Genomic DNA, 21,256 nt, shown 5'->3' with positions numbered 1-21,256 from the left:
ATAGCAATCTAAAAATATTTCTTTCCGGCTCAGCTAATGAAAATTGACGGCTTCTAACTCCATCAATTGATGACTGCTGGAAGGATTCCATGAAAGATGATATTTAGATTTACTTAATGACATACGTTTGATATTAGTGGTTATATCTAGTAGATGTGCCAAAGAGATTATTCTCTTTTTAAATTTCATTTTATTCCCAAAAGAAAGGGGATTGATTTTTCTTACGACCAAAAGCTGCGTAGGGTTAGGCATATTTAGCGATGTTAATATCATTTTCAGCCGCCCAGCGTCTCACTATTCGTAATTCTCTGGGCTGGGCTGCTCGATTTCTTTTTCCTCTGATCTGTATGATGTAGTTAGTTGAAGAAAGCACCTCTATGGTTAGCACTCTTTCCCCATTACAATACATGGACCAGATAGAACATTTGCCTCTCATGCACTTTTGCGCATAAGATGCTACACAATGATTGAGTGCTCGCCCTTCTGCAGCCAATTCTTTCCCATTTAGCAGCTCAATGATTTTCCAGATTTTCAAATTCCGGTTTTGTGCCTGGCCTTCGATATAGTAGCCTTCTTTTTGCCCCACAGAATTCCAGCTAAGTTGACTAATACTTGATTTTCGGGCCAGCTTTTGATGCCATTTCTCTACCAAATCCAATAGGGTTTTGGGATTTCTGCCCTTCATCGAAAAGTTGGGTTTCTCCGGATCCTTCATTTTCACCTTTCCACCAGGACGGATGACACGCTCTCGTTCGTATTTTAGCGTACGTATATAATCAACCACGGGTCCAAACTGACTACTCTTTAAAGAGGGATTATCTATAAAGAATTGAATCACACTATGCCAGAAAACTTGTTGCTGAGCTGAAATCTCTCTCAAACTAGCCCTTACAGCCTGTGCCAGTGTTGGACTCCCACCCATCGCGATCGTCTGGCCCCATAAGATGGCTTCCTTGATTGTGCAATCCTCTGGCGCCTGCATAAAATGGTGTGCAACTCTTTTCGACATCTGCAATTTGAAGCCCGTGAATTTTCGCACACTGAAACCCAATCCGATATGAATAAAGAGATTCTGAGCCATTTTATCTCCGGACATATAGCCCCTAGTGATAAAGGCCGGCACCTCATATTGAGCAAACAAATGATGAATTAGGGAATAGAATTGTTTTTCGCGATTGTAGCTTTTTGCTTTCCAGGATGTAAAATCGCGTATCCAATAGCTCTTGTATTTTACCAGAGAGGAAACGATTTCGACAAATTCAACTTCTTCTAAAAGATTAGATTCTTTTGCCACATGGTAAAGGAAACGATTTCGGATATGATCCATGCCCGTTTTTCCTTTTCTCAACTCTTTGGCGAGTTTATGGAGAACTTCGGAATCTCTTTCACCCAAGACTATTTCCTCATTACTCAGACGTAAAATTTGAAGGGGAAGATTTTTAGGTTTTCTCGTTTTTTTCAGGGCCTGGTTTGCCTTTAGGGAACGAAGGAAGGTTCTTTCTTTCCAACATTCCATTTGAGACTTATCCATGCTGTAGCGAAACTTATATTGCTTGCACCATTTCAAATAGGCTTCATGACTTGCAAACCCCATTAAGCGTAGATGCTTTTGCACCCAACTATTTACCTTGGGATCTACAGGCCTCCTCGGAGCCTTCATCTTCTGCCTGTGCTGATAGTTGTGATACCTTTGCATTTGTGTTTTCTTTTGTGCTGTAGGAACTCGTAGGCTAGATGGCTAAGTAAAGGGAATCTCTTTTTTCCAGAAAAATTTTAGTCATTCATCTCAGGAGTGGAAAATTTAGGCATAGTTTATCAAGCAGAAAGTTTCTATTTTTCATTCTACAATTTCATCTCAACAACCCATGAAAAACATCCCTATAGTTCTGCTAGTCCTACTATTTTCATCCCCATTCCTCAATGCACAAGGAGATAAGAAATACGACATCCGACTGAGAGCCGGTGTACATGCAGGTATCAATGAATTGAGATTTAGTCCTCCTACCGTAGAAATTCAAAATTTTGACGAAGCCCCGGGATTTGTCTTTCTATCCAGAGAATTGGGTAGGTCATTTAAAGCTGAGCTTGCCTTCTCTATCGTTTGGAAGCGTACCAAAGATTCCTCTTTCAAGGAAAGCTGGGGGATTTCCCTGGGTTATACTTATAACCGACAAGAATACCTGCAGGCTTTAGCAGAGGATGACTTTATACGGAGTTTGTCTTTTCGATATTATAACTATTTATCTTTCCCCATCATGTTCTCCAGGAATATTTTCTGGGGAAGTCAGGATAATCGACTGGAGCTTTCCATTGGCCCCGAGTTTTCTGTGCTTTCGGGGGGGAGCAGGGGGTATCGGAGATTTATTTCAGATGGATATTTGCGAAGCAGCTTAAGAAGACCCAATGGCATAAGAGTAGATCTGGGCATTAGGGCTTTGTGGAAAGGACAGCTTTACAGGAAACAGGATATAGGCTTTGGTTTCGGGATAAATTATGGCCTGCAAAGTGTGGTAGATCAGGAATTTCAGCTATATGCAGTTGAAAGCCCCAATATTCGTCCGGACCTTATTCCCGAGAATGAATTGTATCGAATTGAAAGCAAGGTTTTACCTATCAGCTATTCTTTAATTCTCCAATATGATATTTCCCTCACCAAAAGGAACTAGTTTTTCAAATCCGATCCGATTCCTGTATTTTCAATCCTATGCAGGAAAAAAGATTCACAGGACAAACAGCCATCATCACTGGAGCCGGTATAGGTATTGGATTTGAAATAGCCCGTTCCCTGGCCAAAGAAGGAGCATCTATTATTCTCAATGATGTGGATGGAAAACTCGCTAATCAGGCCGCTAAAAAAATCCAGCAGGCAGGAGGTCGATGTATTCCTATCGCAGCAGATTCTTCTGAACTGGAGAGCATTGAGATCATGATAGAAGCTGCCAAGTCTCAATTTGGCTCTGTTGACCTGGCCATTGCCAATGCAGGTATCACTACTTTTGGCTCTTTTCTCGAATACGATCCCAAAGAATTTGATAGACTCGTCAAAGTAAACCTTAAGGGAACTTTTTTCCTGGCTCAGGCAGCTGCCAGGCAAATGATCGCTCAAAAAAGCGAGGGCAGAATCCTTCTTATGTCATCAGTTACCGGTCATCAGGCACACCCGGACCTGACAGCATATGGTATGTCAAAAGCAGCGATCCGTATGTTGGCAAAAAGCCTGGGAGTGGAATTGGGGAAATTCGGCATAACTGTCAATGCAATTTCACCCGGTGCTACTATCACAGAAAGAACTATGCAATTGGAAGGAGATTATATGACCGAATGGGAAAAGATCACTCCCAAAGGAAAAGCTGCAACAACTGAAGACATCGCACATGCAGCTTTATTCCTCCTTTCTCCCCAGGCTCATCACATTACCGGCCAAAGCCTGATAGTAGATGGAGGATGGACTTCCTATAGTCCCCCACCCCACTGATCTACCATAAGCCGTTTTTTTTCTACAAAATTCGCGTGCTTAGGCAGCGTATTTACTAATTATGCTGTTCTATGTTAGGTGGTTGTGCTCCTGCACACATATAATAAGGACGGACCACTGTCTTGAGCTAACCTAAAGATGAAAACTTCGACATGAAAAGATCCCTGATTCTCCTCGGGCTTTGCTTATCCATTGCACCTCTTTTCTCCCAAATGGGCATTGGCCTTGGAGGATCCTATGTGGTTCCGATGAATCGCAACTCCGAATTCTACGGAGCAAGTCAAGGGTTTAAGCTCTTTTTTACTCCCGATGTATCGGATGAAGATCTTGCCTGGAACTTTGGATTTGGATGGACCAAATTTCAGCCCAGACAAGAAGTATTCAATACCGAAACGCCTAATGGCGTAAAGGGAGATGTGTCTTATTCCAATTATACTACCGTACCCGTATTTGCCGGAGCTGATTTTAAAATCAAGACTCGGCCTATCAGTTTTTTTGTGGGGGCCTATGTGGGAACTAATTATATCAAATATGAGGTGGATAGTAGAGATATTTGGGGAAGAAGAACAGAGAACTTTAGTGGATTAAATGTATTTTTTTCACCCAGAGTAGGTGCGAACCTGGTGGATACCGATAGAATATCCATAGTTATAGACGCGCAGTACTATGCCACCCTTAACAAAAAAGCAGGTTGGATAGAAGACTATGTAGGCTTCAGCCTGATCTTCATGTACAAAACCAGTGTTTACATGTAAACGGCTAGTTTCTGGATGGATAGATCCCTGTCAGGCAAATAATATAATTCATCCCTAAAGCCGGAGACATACTGCTTACCGGGCTTCCCTGAAGGACATTGTATGCAGCAGTAGAACGACTTATTTCCATACTCAATTTCTTCGAGATTCCATTAAGAGGTAGGCTCAGGTTTTCTGATCCGAATTTGGTTCCCAGATTTCTATCGGACAGACCGGGTCCCGCTCCAGTACCTACCGCAGTTCTTCCGCGCAAATCAGGTAAGGCAAAAGTTGTACGGCCATCCCCTCCATAGGTAGTTCCCAGGATAGAAAACAACGCACTATTAGAAGATATGGCTAACAATTGTCCCTGACAAAGAGCCCATCCCCTAGGAGCAAAATTGCCCGCAAACATTTTGACTTCGCCTATATATCCTTCCATCACCTGAGGTTCAGGAAGCTCTGATTTTTCTGCTTCATCAAATCCGCTAAAGATGAGTAAAACAAACGCAAGAACGCCTAATAATAATAGAAGGGTTTTTTTGGGGGAAATAGTAAGTGTGAGTGTGTTCATTTTTCTCTAAAAGTTAAGGATTTATTTTCGCTTTATCTCTACACAAAGCGGATAAAAAAAGGCCCTGCAATTGCAGGGCCTTTTTTTGTTTTCTTTTGGTACTCCCTTTAGAAATTGAATCCCAAACGGGCGAAATAGTAAGAACCTCCAAAGCCCATCTGAACCGCATCAAAATAACCCCCACTATCGGTATTATCACTGGCTATTTGCTGGGTCGGATAGGTATTGAAAATATTATTCAATCCAAGCGTAAAGTTTACATTTCCAGAGAAATATACTGTACCTGTCAAATCGAATACTGTCTTGGCATCATATTCTACAGGCGTAACATTATCAAAGGAGAAATAACTTACTTTTCCGAAGTTGGTTGCCCCCAGATTGATGTTGAAGTTATCTGTAATGTAGTTAAGGTTCAGGGCAAATTTGCTGGAAGGCGCAGCATCCTCGAGCAAAGACACCTCTCTTCCTCCGAAGAAAGTTTCCACCTCCAGATTACCATTCTTGATACCGGTCACTTCCAGATCATTGAGGTTACCTGCAAGAGATGCAAGGAATCTATGTCCATTGTCAAGATCGGTACGATAAGACAAAACGACATCCAGTCCCAGAGAACGAGTATCAGCAGCATTTGCGAAGAACTGAGCCGTTTCTACTCCCTGATTAAGGAAGCTGGCATCAAAGTTACCTGTGATCACAATCCTGTCGGTAATGTCAATATAGTAACCGTCTACTGTCAGAGTAAAAGGCCCTTTCCCGTACGCAAATCCAACGCTGGCATTAAATGACTCTTCCTGCTTCAAAGGCTGGATACCAAAACCGGCAGTAACCGGGCTATTGTTAGCAGAGAGCAAAGACTCTGTCAATACACCATTTACAAAAGAGGTGAACCTTAGATTATAATAAATCTGAGCCAAGGAAGGCGCACGGAAACCTGTACTTACTGCTGCTCTGATCGTCAAGTCATCACTGGCCAGAAATCTGGAAGCTACTTTCCAGTTCAGGGTACTACCGAAGTCGGTATAGTTTTCAAATCTCAAGGCAGTATTTAACAGGAATTGGCGAGAAAGGTCAAATTCCGCATCTCCATAGATGGCGAAGTTCGAACGGTTGCGATCTACTTCATTGGCAGGGCTATAACCAGGAAATCCCTGAGAACCTGCCGCCAAACCAGTAGATACCTGATCTGGTTGCGTAATGATCAATCCATTTACGTCATAAGCCGCATATGAACCGGGCTCACCTGCAAAGATTGTGAAGTTGTCTGTACGATACTCCAGACCAAAGGCAATGTTCATTCCTTTACCTTCACCTTGCTCGTAGTACTTGGAGAAATCAAGGCTGGTAGTATTCTGAGTAAGGGTATGACCACCTGCATCAAAATCTGTAGGAGAACGGTCTCCTAAAGTTGCATTATTGGTGCCTTTGATAAAGTAGTGGAAAACATTGGTTCCAATGGTATTGTTGAAATCTGCATTCCATCCTCCAGCCAGGGATTTCCTGAAACCGGCAGATAGAGAATTATCCGTAATGATAGAGGTAATACGGGGAGTAAACCCATTAGGATAAATGGAAGGAACGGCACGATCGTCTCCTGCGTTTCTGGTAAAAGCAAAAGCATCTGTATCTCGATAGTTTCTCCCTCCAAAGAGATAAAACTCAGTATTATCTCCAACGGGGATCACAGAGTTGATAAATCCAGAGAAACCGGAAATTTCAGCTTCGCCCATTCCTCTACGGAAAGTCGCACCTGGTCTCAAGGTCTTTTCCTTATTGATAAATTCAGTAGTGATATTGGCAAATCCGCCTTTCTTACCAATGTCAAATCCATAATTCGCTGCAATCTTGGTGGTGAGTCCATCCAGGGTTGGATCATCACTTCGGGTTGTAGTTCCGCTACCATCCAAATCCAGAAAGTTTCCGGAGGTATTGGGGGTATTTGCATCATACAAACCAAATTCATCAGGAGCAATAGGATTGAAACCACCTGCTGTAACCGAACCGGTCAGCTTATTGGTTTCACTTCTCAAAACGATATTGATTACACCGGCAATGGCATCAGAGCCATACTGGGCAGCAGCACCATCTCTCAAAATCTCAATTCGCTCGATAGCCGAAGCAGGAATGGCGTTCATATCCGTTCCGGTATTTCCTCTACCACGGGTTCCAAAGATGTTGATCAATGAAGATTGATGCCTTCTTTTACCATTTATCAAAACCAGGGTCTGGTCTGGTCCCAATCCTCTTAAAGAAGCCGGGTCAATGTGTTCTGCACCATCCGATCCTGACTGCTTTTGGGCATTGAAGGAAGGGGCAAGATATTGCAGGATTTTGTTAAGCTCTGCATTACCATTGCGTAATGTTACTTCCTGGACATCGATCACATCAACCGCAGTTGGCGTATCCGTCGAAGATCTTTTGTAAGAACGAGATCCTACGATCTGGACATTTAGGGTGATCAAATCTGCCAAAGAAGCATCGATCGTACTACGGCCCGCAACCGCAATTTCCTGTTCTTCAAAGCCTGCATAGCTGATTACGATAATTGCATCAGAAGCCGATACACTTAATTTGTAATTCCCCTGAGCATCGGAAAGGACACCTCTTGTGGTTCCTTTTTCAACAATACTCACGCCCTGTAAAGCATCACCATCAGAATCTGTTATGGTTCCGCTGATAGAATGCTGTGCCCATGACGATAAAGTCAGCGTCATTGACAACAGCAGAGTGAATAAATTTTTCATAAATAGTTGCTAGATAGGTTAGTAAAGTTTTAACTAACCGTGCAATTTAATAGAAATTTTCTATTTATAAATTAATCCGTTTAATATCCCAAAACATCACCTTAATCTAATGAGTGGGTTAGGACATATTTTGATCGACTTTATAGGCTTCGGTTTGCGGGTCTTCATGAAGCTGATATTCCGCTCACAACTACAGCCATTTATATCTGTCGCAGAAAGCAGATGTTTATCTTTTCCTTTCCCCCAAACTGTCAATTCATCCACTTCCTGATCATCCATATAAACAGAATAGGGAGCAGTACCTCCTTTCACTTCAAACTTGTCTCTCTGCATAAAGCCGAGGGAAACCCGTTTTTTTCGGACGATTCGAATCTTGGGAGGATTCCTTAGAACAATGGTCTGCTTACTTGTACATCCATTATCATTTTTTACTTCTATTTGGTACCGGCCGGCTGGAATATTGGTGAGGTTTCGGGACTCACTATAAAAGCCCTTGCTATTCTTCCAGCTGAAGGTATAACTCCCTGCCCCTCTGGAACCATCAGACAATTGAACACTGATCGCACCACTACTATCTCCAAAACAACGAATTGGATAGCCTTCAAAATCCGAGATACTTGCATGAATCGCTATGGTATCCGGCATAGTCAATTGAACGGTGTCATGGGCCAGGCATTGATTGATATCCTTAAGTTCTACTGCATATTCTCCCGAATTCAATCTATCTGTCACAAAGGCATTACGGTCGCTTTTCAAACTCAGGGTATCTTCAGACCATAGGTAAGTAGCCAGATAAGGTCCGGTTCCCCCGGAGAGTTCCCATTTCACCGATCCATCCCTTTTCCCCTGACAACTCACAGAATAACCGTCATAATCGGAAGTTACAATGCCTTTGAGGGTCAATTCATCCGGTTCCTTTACCACAATGCTATCAGAAGCACAAGCCCCATTGCCTTCGATCTGATACCGATAGACTCCAGCGGGCAAATTATAATGGGCATACTGGGACTCGAGGGAATCCCAGCGAATATTGTATCGATAGCCATTTGAAATATGGAGTTCTATTGAGCCTTTTCTTTCGCCAAAACATATATTGTCTTTTACTACCGGTCGGACTGCTACTTTTTTAGGACCCGGCACAGAAAAGGAAACCGTATCCTTGCAGGTAACTGCATCTTCAATTATCACCTCATAATCTCCCTCTATCAAGTCTTCCCTTATTTCCTTTCGCCCACCATCATTCCAGAAAAATTTATAGGGCCCAAAGCCGTTTTTTACTTTCATTTCCACCCGCCCATCATTTTCTCCATTGCAGGATACAGGATCTATGAGGGGAGTACCTTCTACCCAAAGTTTTTGAGGAACGATACTCGTTTTCATCGTCAATTCGCAACCCGTAACGGACGTGATGGTACAGGAAAACTCTTTATCGATTTGATCACTGGGCACTATGATTTTTTGAGAAGCGGTAATACCGGTTGACCATTGATACCTGGCAAAGCCCTCCGGTGCGATCAAGGTCGCAAAATCATCCCCCCGACAATATTTGATCTTTACCTCAAGGGCACTGTAATAAGCATCCATATAGGCATAGCCAAAATGCCCGGTCTTTTCACAATCAAATACCGTAAACTGAACCTTGATCTTCTTTCCTATATAAGGAGTCAGATTTATGGCCTCCGTGGTCCAGTCTTTATACATCGCCTTATCGGGACCTTTCTTAAAGCCTTTCCGTTCGGCTTCCTCCCCGGCGATCACTTTATAATAGCCGCATTTAGGATCGAGAATATTTCCCAGAGAATCGGTAATGGTAATTTCAAAATAGGGTTGTTCGACCTCATCATGCTTGGGATCCTGTAGGATAATGGCATACTGGTAGACGAAAAGAGAGCTTTTGGGAGTTACCCGAAAGGTGTAGGTCACTCGATCGGCCTGGGCACCAACCTGCTTATTTCCCAACCTCAAAACCCGTCGTTTACCAAAAGGAACAATCTTGACCTCCTGCTCGGTATAGGGATCAAATTTGCTGGTATCCCGCATAAAGGTATGGCGACCCCGGATTTGGCCTTGTCGCCAATTCCCGTAATAGTTGCCGTGATAAAAAGCCAGTTGGGTAGAGTCAGAGAATATACTTCTTTGACCCATCACTGGTAAGCAAAGGCATAAAACAAAAATAAGGGTACAGATCTGTTTCATAGCGCAAACACATGTTTTAACATTAGCCCAACCCGCCAATACCCTACAGACTCAAAAGTCTGCAATAATTTGGTCAATAATTGCTTCGTTGATCCAGGTTCTCATCAAAGAAAACACTGCGAATGTTTGGTATTGGAAATTAGAAATGAGTGGATTCTCAAGGAACCCAGCAGGATAAAGTATCGTGGATGCGGAAAATACGTGTACAGCTCTAATCCTATCAAAAAAAATAGGTTTCATACAAAGAGCGGGGGATCAACATATTCAAATTACAGCTTTAGCAGCTTTCTTTCAATGAAGTGATGAAATTTAGCGGATTTATCCTTAGATGTCCTCCAATCATCTTATCCCTATTCTTTGCACGCGATTTTTTATAGAAACTATCATGCAGTTCTGAGAATCTTTTAATTATTCAAGCCTCTGATAACTATATTGCCCGTTCCATTGGGATTGCAGGGGTATTTAAAGTCCTCTACTCTTTTCTTATTGTCCAGAAGGTTTTTGTAGAATTCAGCGATATATCTTCGGAGAAATTTTTTATCCTTCGGGCCTAAAATCTCCGCTTCTTCTATGACATTCATCACTCCTTCCTTAGCATCCAGAAATTCCTGAATCACCTCTCGCAAAATCGGATCGTCCATGTCGATGCAGTATCCTCTGTATCTTCTTTCCTGTACAGAACTCATCTGCAGTGCCTCCGCTGGATGTGCATAGGTGGCACTTACGACACCAGAGTGATCAAAATCGTAGGCTACTGCTATAGGCTTCTCGTATCCCTCTTTCTCCAGTATTTTGATATTATGGTTGAATTGAATGGACCAGTCCGTATTCCCTATCATATACTGGAAAATACTCATCCGCAAAAATTCTTTGGGATCCAGCTGCTGGGGTTTGAATGTTCTATCCTCCTCAATCTTAGCTCCATTTCTTTTTGCCATCAGATCCTCATCTTCGATTAAAAAGGCGAGAATTTCATTGCTAGACTTATTTTTTTTGATGTCTTCAAAGGTGAGTTTCACCAGACGCGCCTTAAAACTTAGCGGACTAATCTGATTGTATAGTTTGTATGCCACATATTCTCTTGCGACATAGTTGTCCCCTTTACAAGGCATAACCAGCTTCAATTTATCCTGTCCCTGAAAAATAGAACCTTCCGGTATCATCTTTTTCGGAAAATTCAGGCGTAGCGGAGGATATTTACAATTGCCACGCTTCCTTCTGAAATTGCCCCGTGTTTTTATTTTAAAATCATGGGCCATAGAAGCCTGTCCTTCTTCCCGATAAAAGAGCTTCATTTGATGATAGGAAGATTCTTCTTCCCGATCTTTCATGAGCATCTTGATATCTCCCATAATACGCAACTCAATAATGCCTTCTTCCTGAAACAATTGGGGTTCCTTTTTGTCCAAAGAAGAAATATCAGAGCTACCCTGTATGAAAAACAGAAATGTAGTATAAAATAGTAAGATCCATTTCATAGGTAAAGTCTTTGAGCCAAATGAAGATACTAAATTTCCTAATTTCGGATTACTGATTATTGGGAAAATAAAGGGGAGGGTATTTGAGGTGGAAACTGCTTATTTGTTGAAAGAAGTGAGCAAATTCAAGAATTTTATCTTCCTCATACAAATTTCCCAGAAAACTGATGCTTGTGGGATGGTCCTCACTATCTAGTCCTGTTGGGACACAAACAACGGGATGACCGGTCAAATTGGTAATCATGAGTTGTCTCCCTCCGAAAGTAGGGCTGATCAGGATATCCAGCTCTTTCATGATCTCATGCACAGCTTCTATAAGCTCGCCTCTATAGCGATTTGCCTGCAAATACTCCACTGCAGGTATGAAGCGAGATTGTCTTAAACTATTGGCCCGCGATCTTTGGTTTTGTTGAACCATTTGATCTACCTCTCCGCTTCTGACCAAGTCATCGAAAAAAGCTCCAGCTTCAGCTCTCAGAATGATATCAAATACCTGATAGGGAAATCCTTCCGGTAACTCTATTGGAATGGGTTCTATCCCCTTCTCTTTCAAGATGGCCAAAGCTGCACGTAGATTATCTCCACTCTCGGTCGTGTCCTGATCTACCAGTTTCTTTAAATAACCAATTTTATAGGTTTCCGGCTTTGATTGGTGATCAAAACGATAGGGGCCATCAACAGCCGTTTGATCTAAAGGATCCTTGCCTTCAATTGCATCAAATACCATAGCACAACCTATGGCAGAACGACACATAGGGCCTACTTTATCCATAGACCAGGAAAGACTCATGACTCCATTTCTACTCACTCTCCCATACGTTGGCCTCAAACCACTGATTCCATTGCGAGTACTTGGACCGGTAATTGAGCCCAGAGTTTCCGTACCTATAGAGAAGCCCACCAATCCTGCTGAAGTGGCTGAACCCGAACCTGCAGAAGAACCACTGGCACCTTGTTCAGGATCCCAGGGATTGCGCGTCTTTCCTCCAAACCATACATCCCCTCTAGCCAAAGCTCCAGAGACAAGTTTTGCCACAAGGACTGCTCCAGCTTCTTCCAGACGCCTTGCGACTGTGGCTGTTTCTTCTATTTGCTGATTCTGATATGGTGCTGCTCCCCAGGTAGTAGGATACCCTTCAACAGAAACCAAGTCTTTGAGGCCGTAAGGGATTCCATGCAAGGGGCCAAGTAAAATTCCTGCCGCCAATAAACTGTCGGCTCTTCTTGCTTGTCGAAGGGCTAAATCCTCCGTCAAACTTATTACACAGAAGAGGCTTTTGTCGTGCTCCTTGAGTCGCTTTAGATACAACTGAGTTAACTCCACAGAGCTGATCTTTTTTTCTCGGATCAGGGCATGAAGTTGAGGGAGGGTATAAAATACAATGCTTTCTCTGTTTAGGGGTATCTCTGCAGAGGTATACAAGCCAAAATCACTCCCACCTGCTTCCCCTTCCGGCATCTCAAAAGCGATGGGATGAGGGTTGAATTGCAGACTTGGGATGCGTTGATGTTTCAGAGAATAGGAGCGCATGCTATCATAGCCCTCACGATTCCGAAGGAGATAAGGATAAAGGGTATCCAGATAGGTTTCCTCAAAGTCCAGCCCAATTATGGCCTGGCTTTTTTGCACATCTTTTTTTGAGAAAAGTGCTTTTCCAGTGGATTTGCAGGAAAGTAAAACAGAGCATAGAGAGCAGTAGAATAGTAGAGTTCGCAGGCGCATTGGGGAAATTAGGAAGATTTTCCTAATTAATTGAAATCTCCGCTTTATTTACCCCACTCCCCAACCCGCTGCCAAAAGGCATCTCTATAGGCGGGTCCGATGGATATCCGCTCCTCTCCTACCAAAACCTGATTATGCTCAACCTTCTTTATGTGGCTAAGATTAACCAGAAAGGATCGATGGATTTGAACGAAAGCATCCGGCAATAGTTCTTTCGCCTCCGTGATCTTCATCCGAACAGTAACTTTTCCCTGCTCGGTAAAGAAGTCTACATAATTGGCGGCTCCCTGAACATGACTCAAAGATTCGAAATCAATGCGAATGTATTGGTGGCCGCTTTTGACAAAGGTAAATTCCGGGCTCTGTTGTTGTTTGAGTTGAGCGGCTCTGTTGGCCGCTTTTAGAAAGCGATTGAAAGGAATAGGTTTGACCAGATAATCAACTACTCCTTCCAGTTCATAGCTTTCAACCGCATATTCAGAGAAAGCAGTAGTAAAAATGATGAGTGGGGGCTTGCTCAAGCCCCGCACCCAATCCAGGCCCGAGATGTCTGGCATTTTGATATCCAGAAATACCAGATCAACCGGATTCTTTTGTATGTACGCCATTGCAGCCAAAGCGTCTGTAAAGCACTCCTGCAAATTTAGAAATGGAACCTTCTTTGTAAGCACGCGGATCACTTCCAGCGCTTGCGGCTCATCGTCAATGGCAATTACATGCATAGATCACTCAGCTAAATCCAAACTTAATTGTGTAAAATATCGATCTTCATCTTCCTCAATCCGCCATTCGTGTTTACCGGAATAGAGAAGATTCAGTCTTTCTCTTGTATTGACCAGACCAACCCCACTTTCCTTGATCACGGCATTTCCACCTACGGCTACCAGGTCCTTGGGATGAACCGAATTTTCTACCGTAAGAATGAGGCCTTTATCCAGAATAAAGAGGTCGATATGTATATAGGACTCCTGGCTCATACTGATCCCGTGCTTAAAGGCATTTTCAATCAGGGTAATGAGCATTAAAGGAGCAATTTGCAAATCATTGGCTTCTCCATCTACCCGATATTGCAGGTCATGCTTGATCGGATTGATGCGCAGACGTTGCATGTCAATGTAGTCTGAGAGGTATTCCAATTCCGTTTCCAGAGGAATCTGTTTCTTATCTCCGTGATAGATGGCAAAGCGCATCAGGTCGCTGAGCTTCGTGATAGCCTCCGCAGTACGTGGACTTTCCTCCGTCAAGGCAAATCCATAGACCGTATTAAGGCTGTTGAAGAAAAAGTGAGGGCTAATCTGAGTCTTCAGGGTGTTCAGTTCGGCATTCAGTGCTTCTTTCTGCGCACGCAAACGAGGAATACCATTGAGAACGATGTGTCTGAGTATGGCATATAAGGGTGCAATCAGCATCATGATGACAAAGGCCATTCCGAGATCTTCAAAGCTAGGAGAAGGATGCCATTCGAAAGGATAATCCGTTACGTACCAGGAACCGTCAACCAGGGCAAAAGTATTTCGGAGGAAAGGATTGAGTGCCTGAGTAATGTTCAAAGCAATATAGATCAAACCGAGTCCTCCAACTGAGAGCAAATATTTTCCCCATCTTCTCTTGAGTAAAAATCGGCTGGCCAGTATGCGCCAGTTCACCGTAAATAGAACGATAGAACCTATGAATATAATCCACATGGCTATGCCCGGAAGTTCTACATATCCTGAATGTGTTCTCGGCATAATCTCAATCATCAGGAAGGACCAGAAGAAGGCATGGAAGGTCCACTCGATTTTTTCAAGGGTTTTGGTATTGAAGAATTTGGAACCTGTCTGCCTGAGGTAAACACCAACACCGAAAAGTATGAGACTTAGTAGAAATCCAACTAGTAGTACCGCAGAGTATTCTTTCACTTCATCATATCCATTTCTGCGTCGTATGTCCTGACGCTCATCATAGGCTCTGTCAAAGAGATCTTTCCAGGACCTTTGACCGATGGAATTGATATGGGTCAGGAAACGCTCAGGATTGGAATGATTTTCTTCATAAAAAGGAACAATAGCTCGAGACCAGGCAATGAGGGTATCCATGCGAGACTCACGATTACCCATTAAAGCATTTACCAGTTGCTTGTAAGCGTCTTTGCTCATTCCGTGAGCATATCGATGGCTTAAGAAGTCCTGAGCACGGACACCATGGTAGTGCTGTCTTTCTCTATCGGTAAGGTCAAGCAATGTAGGATCATGCTCCGCCTGTTTCCACTCAAGTCTGTAATAATCATGTGGCGAAATCAGCATGGGATAAAAAAGGTCTCCATATTGGATAAAGCCAATGGAGGTGAATATAGGATTGACCTCCAATTCAAAACGGGCAGTCATCCAGTCGATATCACCTTTAAGGGGTGTTTTGTACACATCTTGAGAGCCTTCCCATGTGGTAAAGGGAAGATGTAGGTAAATATGTTCGGGTATATCTTTTTGTTCCAGATGCTGAATGGGGAACTTGCCACGAATTTCAGTCTTGCGATCCCTGATCCCATTGATGATATCTTCTCGTGTCCAGATTTCTACTCCGGCAGGAAAAAGATGCTCACTTAGAATAGAAATGTAAATCGGTGAATTCCCTTCTGGCAATTGTATGAAATGGGTTTCGTCTCCCAGGCTAAGCATAACATCCTCACCCGCATTTTTAGGAAGGGAAAACTCATACCAGTTCTGGTCTTCTTGCAATTCCTGGGTGAAATTCTCATCGCCATCAACTGTGAAACTCAATTCATTACTATACTGAGAAGAATAATGATGGCCGTAGTGCCTGTAGATGTCATTATCGTGTAGGTAAACAAAAACATCTCTTTTGTTGCCGAAACTAAAATTGAAGTTGAAATTAAATTTCTTGGCAATGAAGCCTTCGATGGGAACTTCAAGAAATTCTCCCTCAACTTCCGGCTCAGATTCGAAAATAAGTTCAGCTTCTTCCAGTTCTGAAAATTCGGAGATTTCGATTTCATCAATCACATTCTCAGCTTCTTGCTGACCAAAGGCTGTAATCGGGAATGTGAAGAGGCATAATAGGAAAAGTCGTGTGATATATGTCATGGCAAATTAATTTGATCCCAAAATGCCGGAACCTGAGTAGAAGATAAATAAAATGTGACGAATATGGGGAGAGCTGGGATGAAATGGAGGAAAACGTATTCTGGTGTTCTCGTGTTCTGGTATTCTTGTTTATACCTCTAGAACACTTGAACACAAGAACACAAGAACACTTCCCTTTTAATTCCCTTGTCCGCCGGACTGAAGACGCTTGCTTTCGGCTTGCATCCCGCTTTTGCGCTTTCGGCTGGCTTTCACCTTGTCATTCCCAAAGTTGAAAGTAAAGTTTGCCCGGAACTGGCGGCTCTCGAATCCACCGGAAGCATCATAGAACAAGCCTCCGAATTCCTGGGTTCCTTGCCACTGCATGCTGTAGAAGATGTCATTTACAGATAGTTTGAGCGTAGCCTTCTTGTCGAACATACGAAACAATGCTCCTCCATTTACGCCCCAGAATTCGCGGGTCAGGTAATTGGCGCCCCAGATAGAAGGAGAGGAATAGAAGCCCGATACTTCCAGGCTTACATTTTCAGTCAGGGTAAAAGTATGCTGTTGATAAAGATTGGCAGTAGTACGAGCGATATCAATGCCTTTGCCGGTTTCTCCAGCTTCATTGAAGTCTCCCCTATTCTGGGTGCGGCTGACATTAAAGTTGGTGTAGGTATTCCAACGCTTGTTGATCGCAATGGGAGCACTGATATTGGCACTGAGTACTTCGCGACTTTCCAGATTTTCCAGGATGATAAAGGATGCATCTTCACTGAGGATATCGGTCAGTCGGGTGAAGTAGTCATTGGTCAGGGTATAGGAAAGACTGGCTGTATAACGATACTTATATGTATAGTTCAGTTGGACACTATGGCTAAACTGAGGTCTCAAAAATGGATTACCCTGAGAAAAGGTGATCTGGTCGATTTGAGTCAGGAAAGGATTCAGGTCCTGGTAGCGAGGACGATCTATGCGACGACTATAGTTCAAGCTGTAACTATTGCTGCGATTGGGTGAGAAAGTAAGTCCGCCGCTGGGAAATAGATTCAGGTAGGAACGCTTCACACTATCCAGTTCGGTATTCTGCAGACTGACCAATTCTCCATTGGTACGGGTATGCTCAGCACGAAGGCCCAGATTCCAGTTCCATTTCTGACCTATGCGTTTCTGAAAACTTGCATAAAGCGCATTGATATTTTCCTTGTAGACAAAATTATTGCTACGATCCTGATTCAGGATTTCTTCTCCATTGTGAAAGTCAGAGAAATTGAAGGTATTGTTTGTTTCGATAAAGGCGGATTTGAGACCGCTAGAGAATGTTCCTCCAAAAAGCTTGCGTTGGTGATCGGCTTTGAAGGTATAGATATTTATATCTCTGGGCGCATCTGTAGCGAAGGAAGCATCTCTTTCTACCTCATTGGTTTGTGGATCCAAATATAGATTGGGCTGCAGGGTCTCATTTCTCAGTCTGTATCTTCCGTAGTCTGCATCCAGGTTCCAGCTATTGCCCGCTTTATTTTTATAGGCATAGTTCAGGTTAAAGGTCTGACTGCCATTATTACTTTCTCCAAAAGTCTTTGCATCCAGGATACTCTGCACCTCATTATTCGCGACCAAGGATATAGGCGTAAGACTGATGTTGCGATTTTCTTTATCCGAAAAGAAACCGGAATACATAACTCCTAGCGTATGTTCTTTATCGATAAAGAAGTCCGCCCCCAACTTTACATTATTACTATTCCCATCGTCAAAAAAATCATTGCGCTGATCCACTTCAAATCCATTTTGCCTACGGAAGAAGTTGGTATAGCTATATCCCATCGCCTGATTTCCGCTATAATTTCCAAATACATTAAGGACCTTATTGCGGCTGTTGAAATTCAAGCCTCCATCCCATTTGCTAAAGCGTCCGATCCCATAACCCGCTGAAATACTTCCCTGAGTTCCCAGGCTTTTGTCTTTTTTCAGGCGAATGTTGATGATGCCTGCATTGCCTTCTGCATCATAGCGTGCAGAGGGATTGGTAATAATCTCAATGGATTCAATCTGGCTGGATTGCATACCTTTCAGCATGATAGCCAGGTCAGCAATCGACAGAGGCGAACGTTTTCCATCTATATAAATGCTCACACCAGATTTGCCCATCAAGATGATATTGTCAGAATTATTTACTATCACACCGGGAGCTTTCCGCAATAATTCAAAAGCATTTTCTCCTATACTATTGATGGTACCTGATACATTAAAGACCGTCATATCCGGTTTTACTTCAATCAAAGGCTTTTGGGCATAGATGTTTACTTTCGCCATGTCCACCTCTTTCTCCTGCATAGAGATATCTTCCAGTCTAAGGCTTTCCCCCTCTCCTAGCTCTAATATACCTGTGCGAAAGGTCGCCATTTCACTAAACTCCACACTGATCCAGTATTTATTTGCTGATAAAGGGGCCAGTAGAAAATTTCCCTGCTCATCACTAAAAGCTGTTTTCGCAATAGAAGAATCCTGGGCTGTATATGCGATGACCGTTGCATATGCTATAGGAGAGGCATCCATTCCTACTACTTTGCCTTTGATATTTGCTCCATTTTGTGCCGAGACATTTGCCGCACATAGAAAGCTGACGATAGCGGTAATAATCTTATTCATAATTCTTATTGTTGATTCTTGTCTACATTGTTTGATGATCCAAAACTATCGCAGGCTTTATTAATAGGCACGCAGGAATAGATAAGCTGCAGGATTTCTCGATAAAGGCTTGTTTTGTCATTCGTCGAACTATATTGCCATTCATCGATTGAGGGGAGTTCGGGAGAAAGTCTTATCTTAATTTAGGATCAAAACAATAGGCATGGATCGAATTGAGAAACCTCCCATAAAGCGTGAAGCAGTTATAGCCGTAGTCTGCTTGTATATATTTTTCGCCTTGAGTTATGGACTAACCTTATATACCTCAACCGGTTTTAAGAGCAACATTTATTTTAAAACAGCTGCCTTAGACTTTTTGACCAAGGGCCTTCTTTCTTTGCCGGTCTGGTATTTCGTATTCAGACTTTTTCAGACGAAAATTCGCTGGAAGCGGTATCTATGGCATATTCTCTTTGTCCCGATTTGGGTGTTTCTCTTCATAAAGACTTATTACTTCCTCTGCGAAAGTTTGGGCTTTTATCATTTGCAGGGGAATAACATCGCCTGGGATGTCTACTATCCTTTTATGTTTTATGTGATTCAGTTTGGCTGCTTTCACCTCTATGATGAGATCAACCGATCAGCCAGACAAGCAAAAAGAGCTATCGAATTACGGGAAATGGCGACAAGAAGCGAATTGACGGCTCTCAAAGCCCAACTCAATCCCCATTTCCTTTACAATGTGTTCAATACCATCAATGCATCCCTACCCCCCAAAGAAGAATATACACGCGAGTTAATCGCCAAGCTGGCAGACCTTTTCCGCTATCAACTGGTCGCCTCCCGTAAAAACTTTGTTCCCCTGGCCAATGAGATTGAGTTTATCCAAACCTATCTGGAACTGGAAGAGGCGCGACATAAAGAAAGGTTAAGGGTCAAGTGGGAGGTGGATCAAAGCCTGCTGGGAGTACAGGTTCCTCCTATGCTTTTGCAGCCTTTAGTTGAAAATGCCATTCGACATGGAATCGCACCCAAAATAGAAGGGGGTACCGTTAGCATTCGGATACAAAGACGCGCTGAGCAAATTCAGGTATGCATCATAGATGACGGGATCGGTTTTGCTCCTCAAACGAAAGAAAACGCTGATGGCTTCGGGCTGGGTAATACCCGAAAGATTCTGCAAAAACTTTATGGAGAAGAACTGGATGTTATAGACAATCCATCCGGAGGAACACGCGTTTGTTTTTCACTCCCTATACAACAAGATATCGCCGAACTGGCTAAAGCATGAAGAAAGTAATAATTGTAGATGATGAGGCACCCGCTCGTCAATTGATAAATGAATACCTGGAGGATTATGAGGATCTGTTTGTGGTAGGGGAATGTAACAATGGAGTTGATGCCCTCAAACTTATTATCGAATTCAAACCCGATCTGGTTTTTCTGGATGTCCAAATGCCCGGCATGACCGGATTTCAGGTTCTGGAAAAATTGCAGGAAGTTCCCCAAATCATCTTCTCAACCGCCTATGATAAATATGCCCTGGAAGCTTTCGAAGTAAATGCGGTTGATTATCTCCTCAAGCCCTACACCCGCGAACGTTTCAGTAAAGCCGTAAATAAACTGCAGGATAAAGAGAATCCCCTGATGGATCAGTTACAAAGACTGGCAGAGAACCTCCGTCAAGACCCCGTTGATCCCGGCTTTACAGGAAAGATTTTTGTTCAGTCAGGAAATAAGCTGCACGCTGTAGATAGCAAAGACATCATCTGGCTACAGGCAGAAAAAGATTACACCTGGCTCATTACTTCTGAGAAAAAATATCTCAGCACCTATGGTATGGGCCAGCTCGAACAGAAACTGGACAAGTCCAGCTTTCTCCGTGTCCATCGGTCCTCCATCATCAACTTAAATTATATCCGGGAAATCGAGAAGCATGCTTCTTCCTATGACATCGTCATGGAAAACAAGGATGTAGTCCGCGTAAGTCGGAGCTATATGGAGGATATAAAGAAGAGACTGTTGTAAACAGTCTTTGGGTGTTCGGGTGTTCTCGTATTCTTGTGTTCAGGCAGGTATTCAAACAAACACGAAAACACCTGAACACCCGCGCACTTTTTTAAATCAAAGATTTAAAAAATATCAGTGCATCCACATATCCCTGCTCAACATGATAAAAGCCTCCGGGTATCGTCCCGATGATCTCAAAACCATGATCCTTCCATACTTTGATGGCTCCCTTATTGGTGCTGACTACAAAATTGAATTGCATGCCTCGATAGCCTTCTTTTTTTGAGATTTCTATCGAATCGGCACAAAGTAAAGAGCCAATTCCTTTCCCTCGAATTCCCGTGTCCACCATATAGGCCGCATTGACAATATGTTTGCCGTAGCCGGGTTGGTTGGGATGGAGGATATAAGCACCTACGATCTTGTTTTCGAGTTCTGCTACCCGAATCGTATTTCCCATATGAATCCATAATTGCTCTATATCCGCTCGACTAAAGCTATTATCATAGGGATAATAGATCTTTTGATCCATAATGACCTTCCAGAGCCTCCATACGGCTTCCAGATCGGCTTCTGTAGCCGAACGTATATTAATATCAGCTCCTGGCTTCATAGCGCTAAAAGCAATTAGA

Annotated in this window: 15 protein-coding genes; 5 read left to right on the top strand and 10 right to left on the bottom strand. The window is 43.0% G+C overall.

What is annotated here, in order from left to right:
* Positions 1–244: 244 nt before the first annotated feature.
* Complete coding sequence (locus R8P61_34765; GenBank protein MDW3652291.1) at positions 245–1,696, bottom strand: PcfJ domain-containing protein; 1,452 nt, start codon at positions 1,694–1,696, stop codon at positions 245–247.
* 169 nt (positions 1,697–1,865) lie between these two features.
* Here R8P61_34765 and R8P61_34760 point away from each other — a divergent pair, with 169 nt between their 5' ends.
* The 3 genes from R8P61_34760 (at position 1,866) to R8P61_34750 (ending at position 4,230) form a co-directional block, all read left to right on the top strand.
* The gene (locus R8P61_34760; GenBank protein ID MDW3652290.1) at positions 1,866–2,666 is read left to right on the top strand and encodes a hypothetical protein; all 801 of its coding nucleotides are present in this window, start codon (positions 1,866–1,868) and stop codon (positions 2,664–2,666) included.
* A 38-nt stretch (positions 2,667–2,704) separates the two neighbouring features.
* Positions 2,705–3,475 (top strand): SDR family oxidoreductase, encoded by a 771-nt coding sequence (locus R8P61_34755; protein MDW3652289.1) that lies wholly within the window; start codon positions 2,705–2,707, stop codon positions 3,473–3,475.
* 152 nt (positions 3,476–3,627) lie between these two features.
* Positions 3,628–4,230 carry a hypothetical protein gene (locus R8P61_34750; protein ID MDW3652288.1) on the top strand — a complete coding sequence of 201 codons (603 nt, stop codon included), beginning with the start codon at positions 3,628–3,630 and terminating at the stop codon, positions 4,228–4,230.
* 4 nt (positions 4,231–4,234) lie between these two features.
* On the opposite strand, the gene R8P61_34745 is transcribed toward R8P61_34750, so the two are convergent.
* The 8 genes from R8P61_34745 to R8P61_34710 form a co-directional block, all read right to left on the bottom strand.
* A complete protein-coding gene (locus R8P61_34745; protein ID MDW3652287.1) occupies positions 4,235–4,783 on the bottom strand; it encodes a tail fiber protein in 549 nt (182 codons plus the stop codon).
* A 107-nt stretch (positions 4,784–4,890) separates the two neighbouring features.
* On the bottom strand, positions 4,891–7,524 hold the full coding sequence (locus tag R8P61_34740) for a TonB-dependent receptor (GenBank protein ID MDW3652286.1): 2,634 nt from the start codon (positions 7,522–7,524) through the stop codon (positions 4,891–4,893).
* Positions 7,525–7,620: 96 nt separating this feature from the next.
* Positions 7,621–9,720 carry a SprB repeat-containing protein gene (locus tag R8P61_34735; GenBank protein MDW3652285.1) on the bottom strand — a complete coding sequence of 700 codons (2,100 nt, stop codon included), beginning with the start codon at positions 9,718–9,720 and terminating at the stop codon, positions 7,621–7,623.
* A 404-nt stretch (positions 9,721–10,124) separates the two neighbouring features.
* A complete protein-coding gene (locus R8P61_34730; GenBank protein ID MDW3652284.1) occupies positions 10,125–11,198 on the bottom strand; it encodes a hypothetical protein in 1,074 nt (357 codons plus the stop codon).
* Positions 11,199–11,247: 49 nt separating this feature from the next.
* Positions 11,248–12,828, bottom strand: a complete 1,581-nt coding sequence (locus R8P61_34725; GenBank protein MDW3652283.1) for an amidase — start codon at positions 12,826–12,828, stop codon at positions 11,248–11,250.
* 137 nt (positions 12,829–12,965) lie between these two features.
* Positions 12,966–13,643, bottom strand: a complete 678-nt coding sequence (locus R8P61_34720) for a response regulator transcription factor (GenBank protein ID MDW3652282.1) — start codon at positions 13,641–13,643, stop codon at positions 12,966–12,968.
* A 3-nt stretch (positions 13,644–13,646) separates the two neighbouring features.
* Positions 13,647–16,004 (bottom strand): histidine kinase, encoded by a 2,358-nt coding sequence (locus R8P61_34715; protein ID MDW3652281.1) that lies wholly within the window; start codon positions 16,002–16,004, stop codon positions 13,647–13,649.
* A 177-nt stretch (positions 16,005–16,181) separates the two neighbouring features.
* A complete protein-coding gene (locus R8P61_34710; protein ID MDW3652280.1) occupies positions 16,182–18,635 on the bottom strand; it encodes a TonB-dependent receptor in 2,454 nt (817 codons plus the stop codon).
* 202 nt (positions 18,636–18,837) lie between these two features.
* Here R8P61_34710 and R8P61_34705 point away from each other — a divergent pair, with 202 nt between their 5' ends.
* Both R8P61_34705 and R8P61_34700 read left to right on the top strand, forming a co-directional pair.
* Complete coding sequence (locus R8P61_34705) at positions 18,838–19,905, top strand: histidine kinase (protein MDW3652279.1); 1,068 nt, start codon at positions 18,838–18,840, stop codon at positions 19,903–19,905.
* Entirely contained in the window at positions 19,902–20,642 is a 741-nt protein-coding gene (locus R8P61_34700; protein MDW3652278.1) for a LytTR family DNA-binding domain-containing protein, read from the top strand. The genes R8P61_34705 and R8P61_34700 overlap by 4 nt, the downstream gene beginning before the upstream one ends.
* A gap of 91 nt (positions 20,643–20,733) precedes the next feature.
* On the opposite strand, the gene R8P61_34695 is transcribed toward R8P61_34700, so the two are convergent.
* A complete protein-coding gene (locus tag R8P61_34695) occupies positions 20,734–21,237 on the bottom strand; it encodes a GNAT family N-acetyltransferase (GenBank protein ID MDW3652277.1) in 504 nt (167 codons plus the stop codon).
* Positions 21,238–21,256: the final 19 nt, after the last annotated feature.

This window comes from Bacteroidia bacterium (assembly GCA_033391075.1).
Classification (GTDB): Bacteria; Bacteroidota; Bacteroidia; order J057; family J057; genus JAWPMV01.
The sequence above is the reverse complement of the archived record's forward strand: the minus strand, read 5'-3'. Positions and strand labels throughout refer to the sequence as shown.

Excerpts from the sequence above, each read along its gene's own strand:
- R8P61_34720 (MDW3652282.1), bottom strand. The coding sequence starts at position 13,643 with ATGCATGTAATTGCCATTGACGATGAGCCGCAAGCGCTGGAAGTGATC.
- R8P61_34710 (MDW3652280.1), bottom strand. The coding sequence starts at position 18,635 with ATGAATAAGATTATTACCGCTATCGTCAGCTTTCTATGTGCGGCAAAT.
- R8P61_34730 (MDW3652284.1), bottom strand. The coding sequence starts at position 11,198 with ATGAAATGGATCTTACTATTTTATACTACATTTCTGTTTTTCATACAG.
- R8P61_34755 (MDW3652289.1), top strand. The coding sequence starts at position 2,705 with ATGCAGGAAAAAAGATTCACAGGACAAACAGCCATCATCACTGGAGCC.
- R8P61_34760 (MDW3652290.1), top strand. The coding sequence starts at position 1,866 with ATGAAAAACATCCCTATAGTTCTGCTAGTCCTACTATTTTCATCCCCA.
- R8P61_34735 (MDW3652285.1), bottom strand. The coding sequence starts at position 9,720 with ATGAAACAGATCTGTACCCTTATTTTTGTTTTATGCCTTTGCTTACCA.
- R8P61_34750 (MDW3652288.1), top strand. The coding sequence starts at position 3,628 with ATGAAAAGATCCCTGATTCTCCTCGGGCTTTGCTTATCCATTGCACCT.
- R8P61_34715 (MDW3652281.1), bottom strand. The coding sequence starts at position 16,004 with ATGACATATATCACACGACTTTTCCTATTATGCCTCTTCACATTCCCG.
- R8P61_34765 (MDW3652291.1), bottom strand. The coding sequence starts at position 1,696 with ATGCAAAGGTATCACAACTATCAGCACAGGCAGAAGATGAAGGCTCCG.
- R8P61_34705 (MDW3652279.1), top strand. The coding sequence starts at position 18,838 with ATGGATCGAATTGAGAAACCTCCCATAAAGCGTGAAGCAGTTATAGCC.
- R8P61_34745 (MDW3652287.1), bottom strand. The coding sequence starts at position 4,783 with ATGAACACACTCACACTTACTATTTCCCCCAAAAAAACCCTTCTATTA.
- R8P61_34700 (MDW3652278.1), top strand. The coding sequence starts at position 19,902 with ATGAAGAAAGTAATAATTGTAGATGATGAGGCACCCGCTCGTCAATTG.
- R8P61_34740 (MDW3652286.1), bottom strand. The coding sequence starts at position 7,524 with ATGAAAAATTTATTCACTCTGCTGTTGTCAATGACGCTGACTTTATCG.
- R8P61_34695 (MDW3652277.1), bottom strand. The coding sequence starts at position 21,237 with ATGAAGCCAGGAGCTGATATTAATATACGTTCGGCTACAGAAGCCGAT.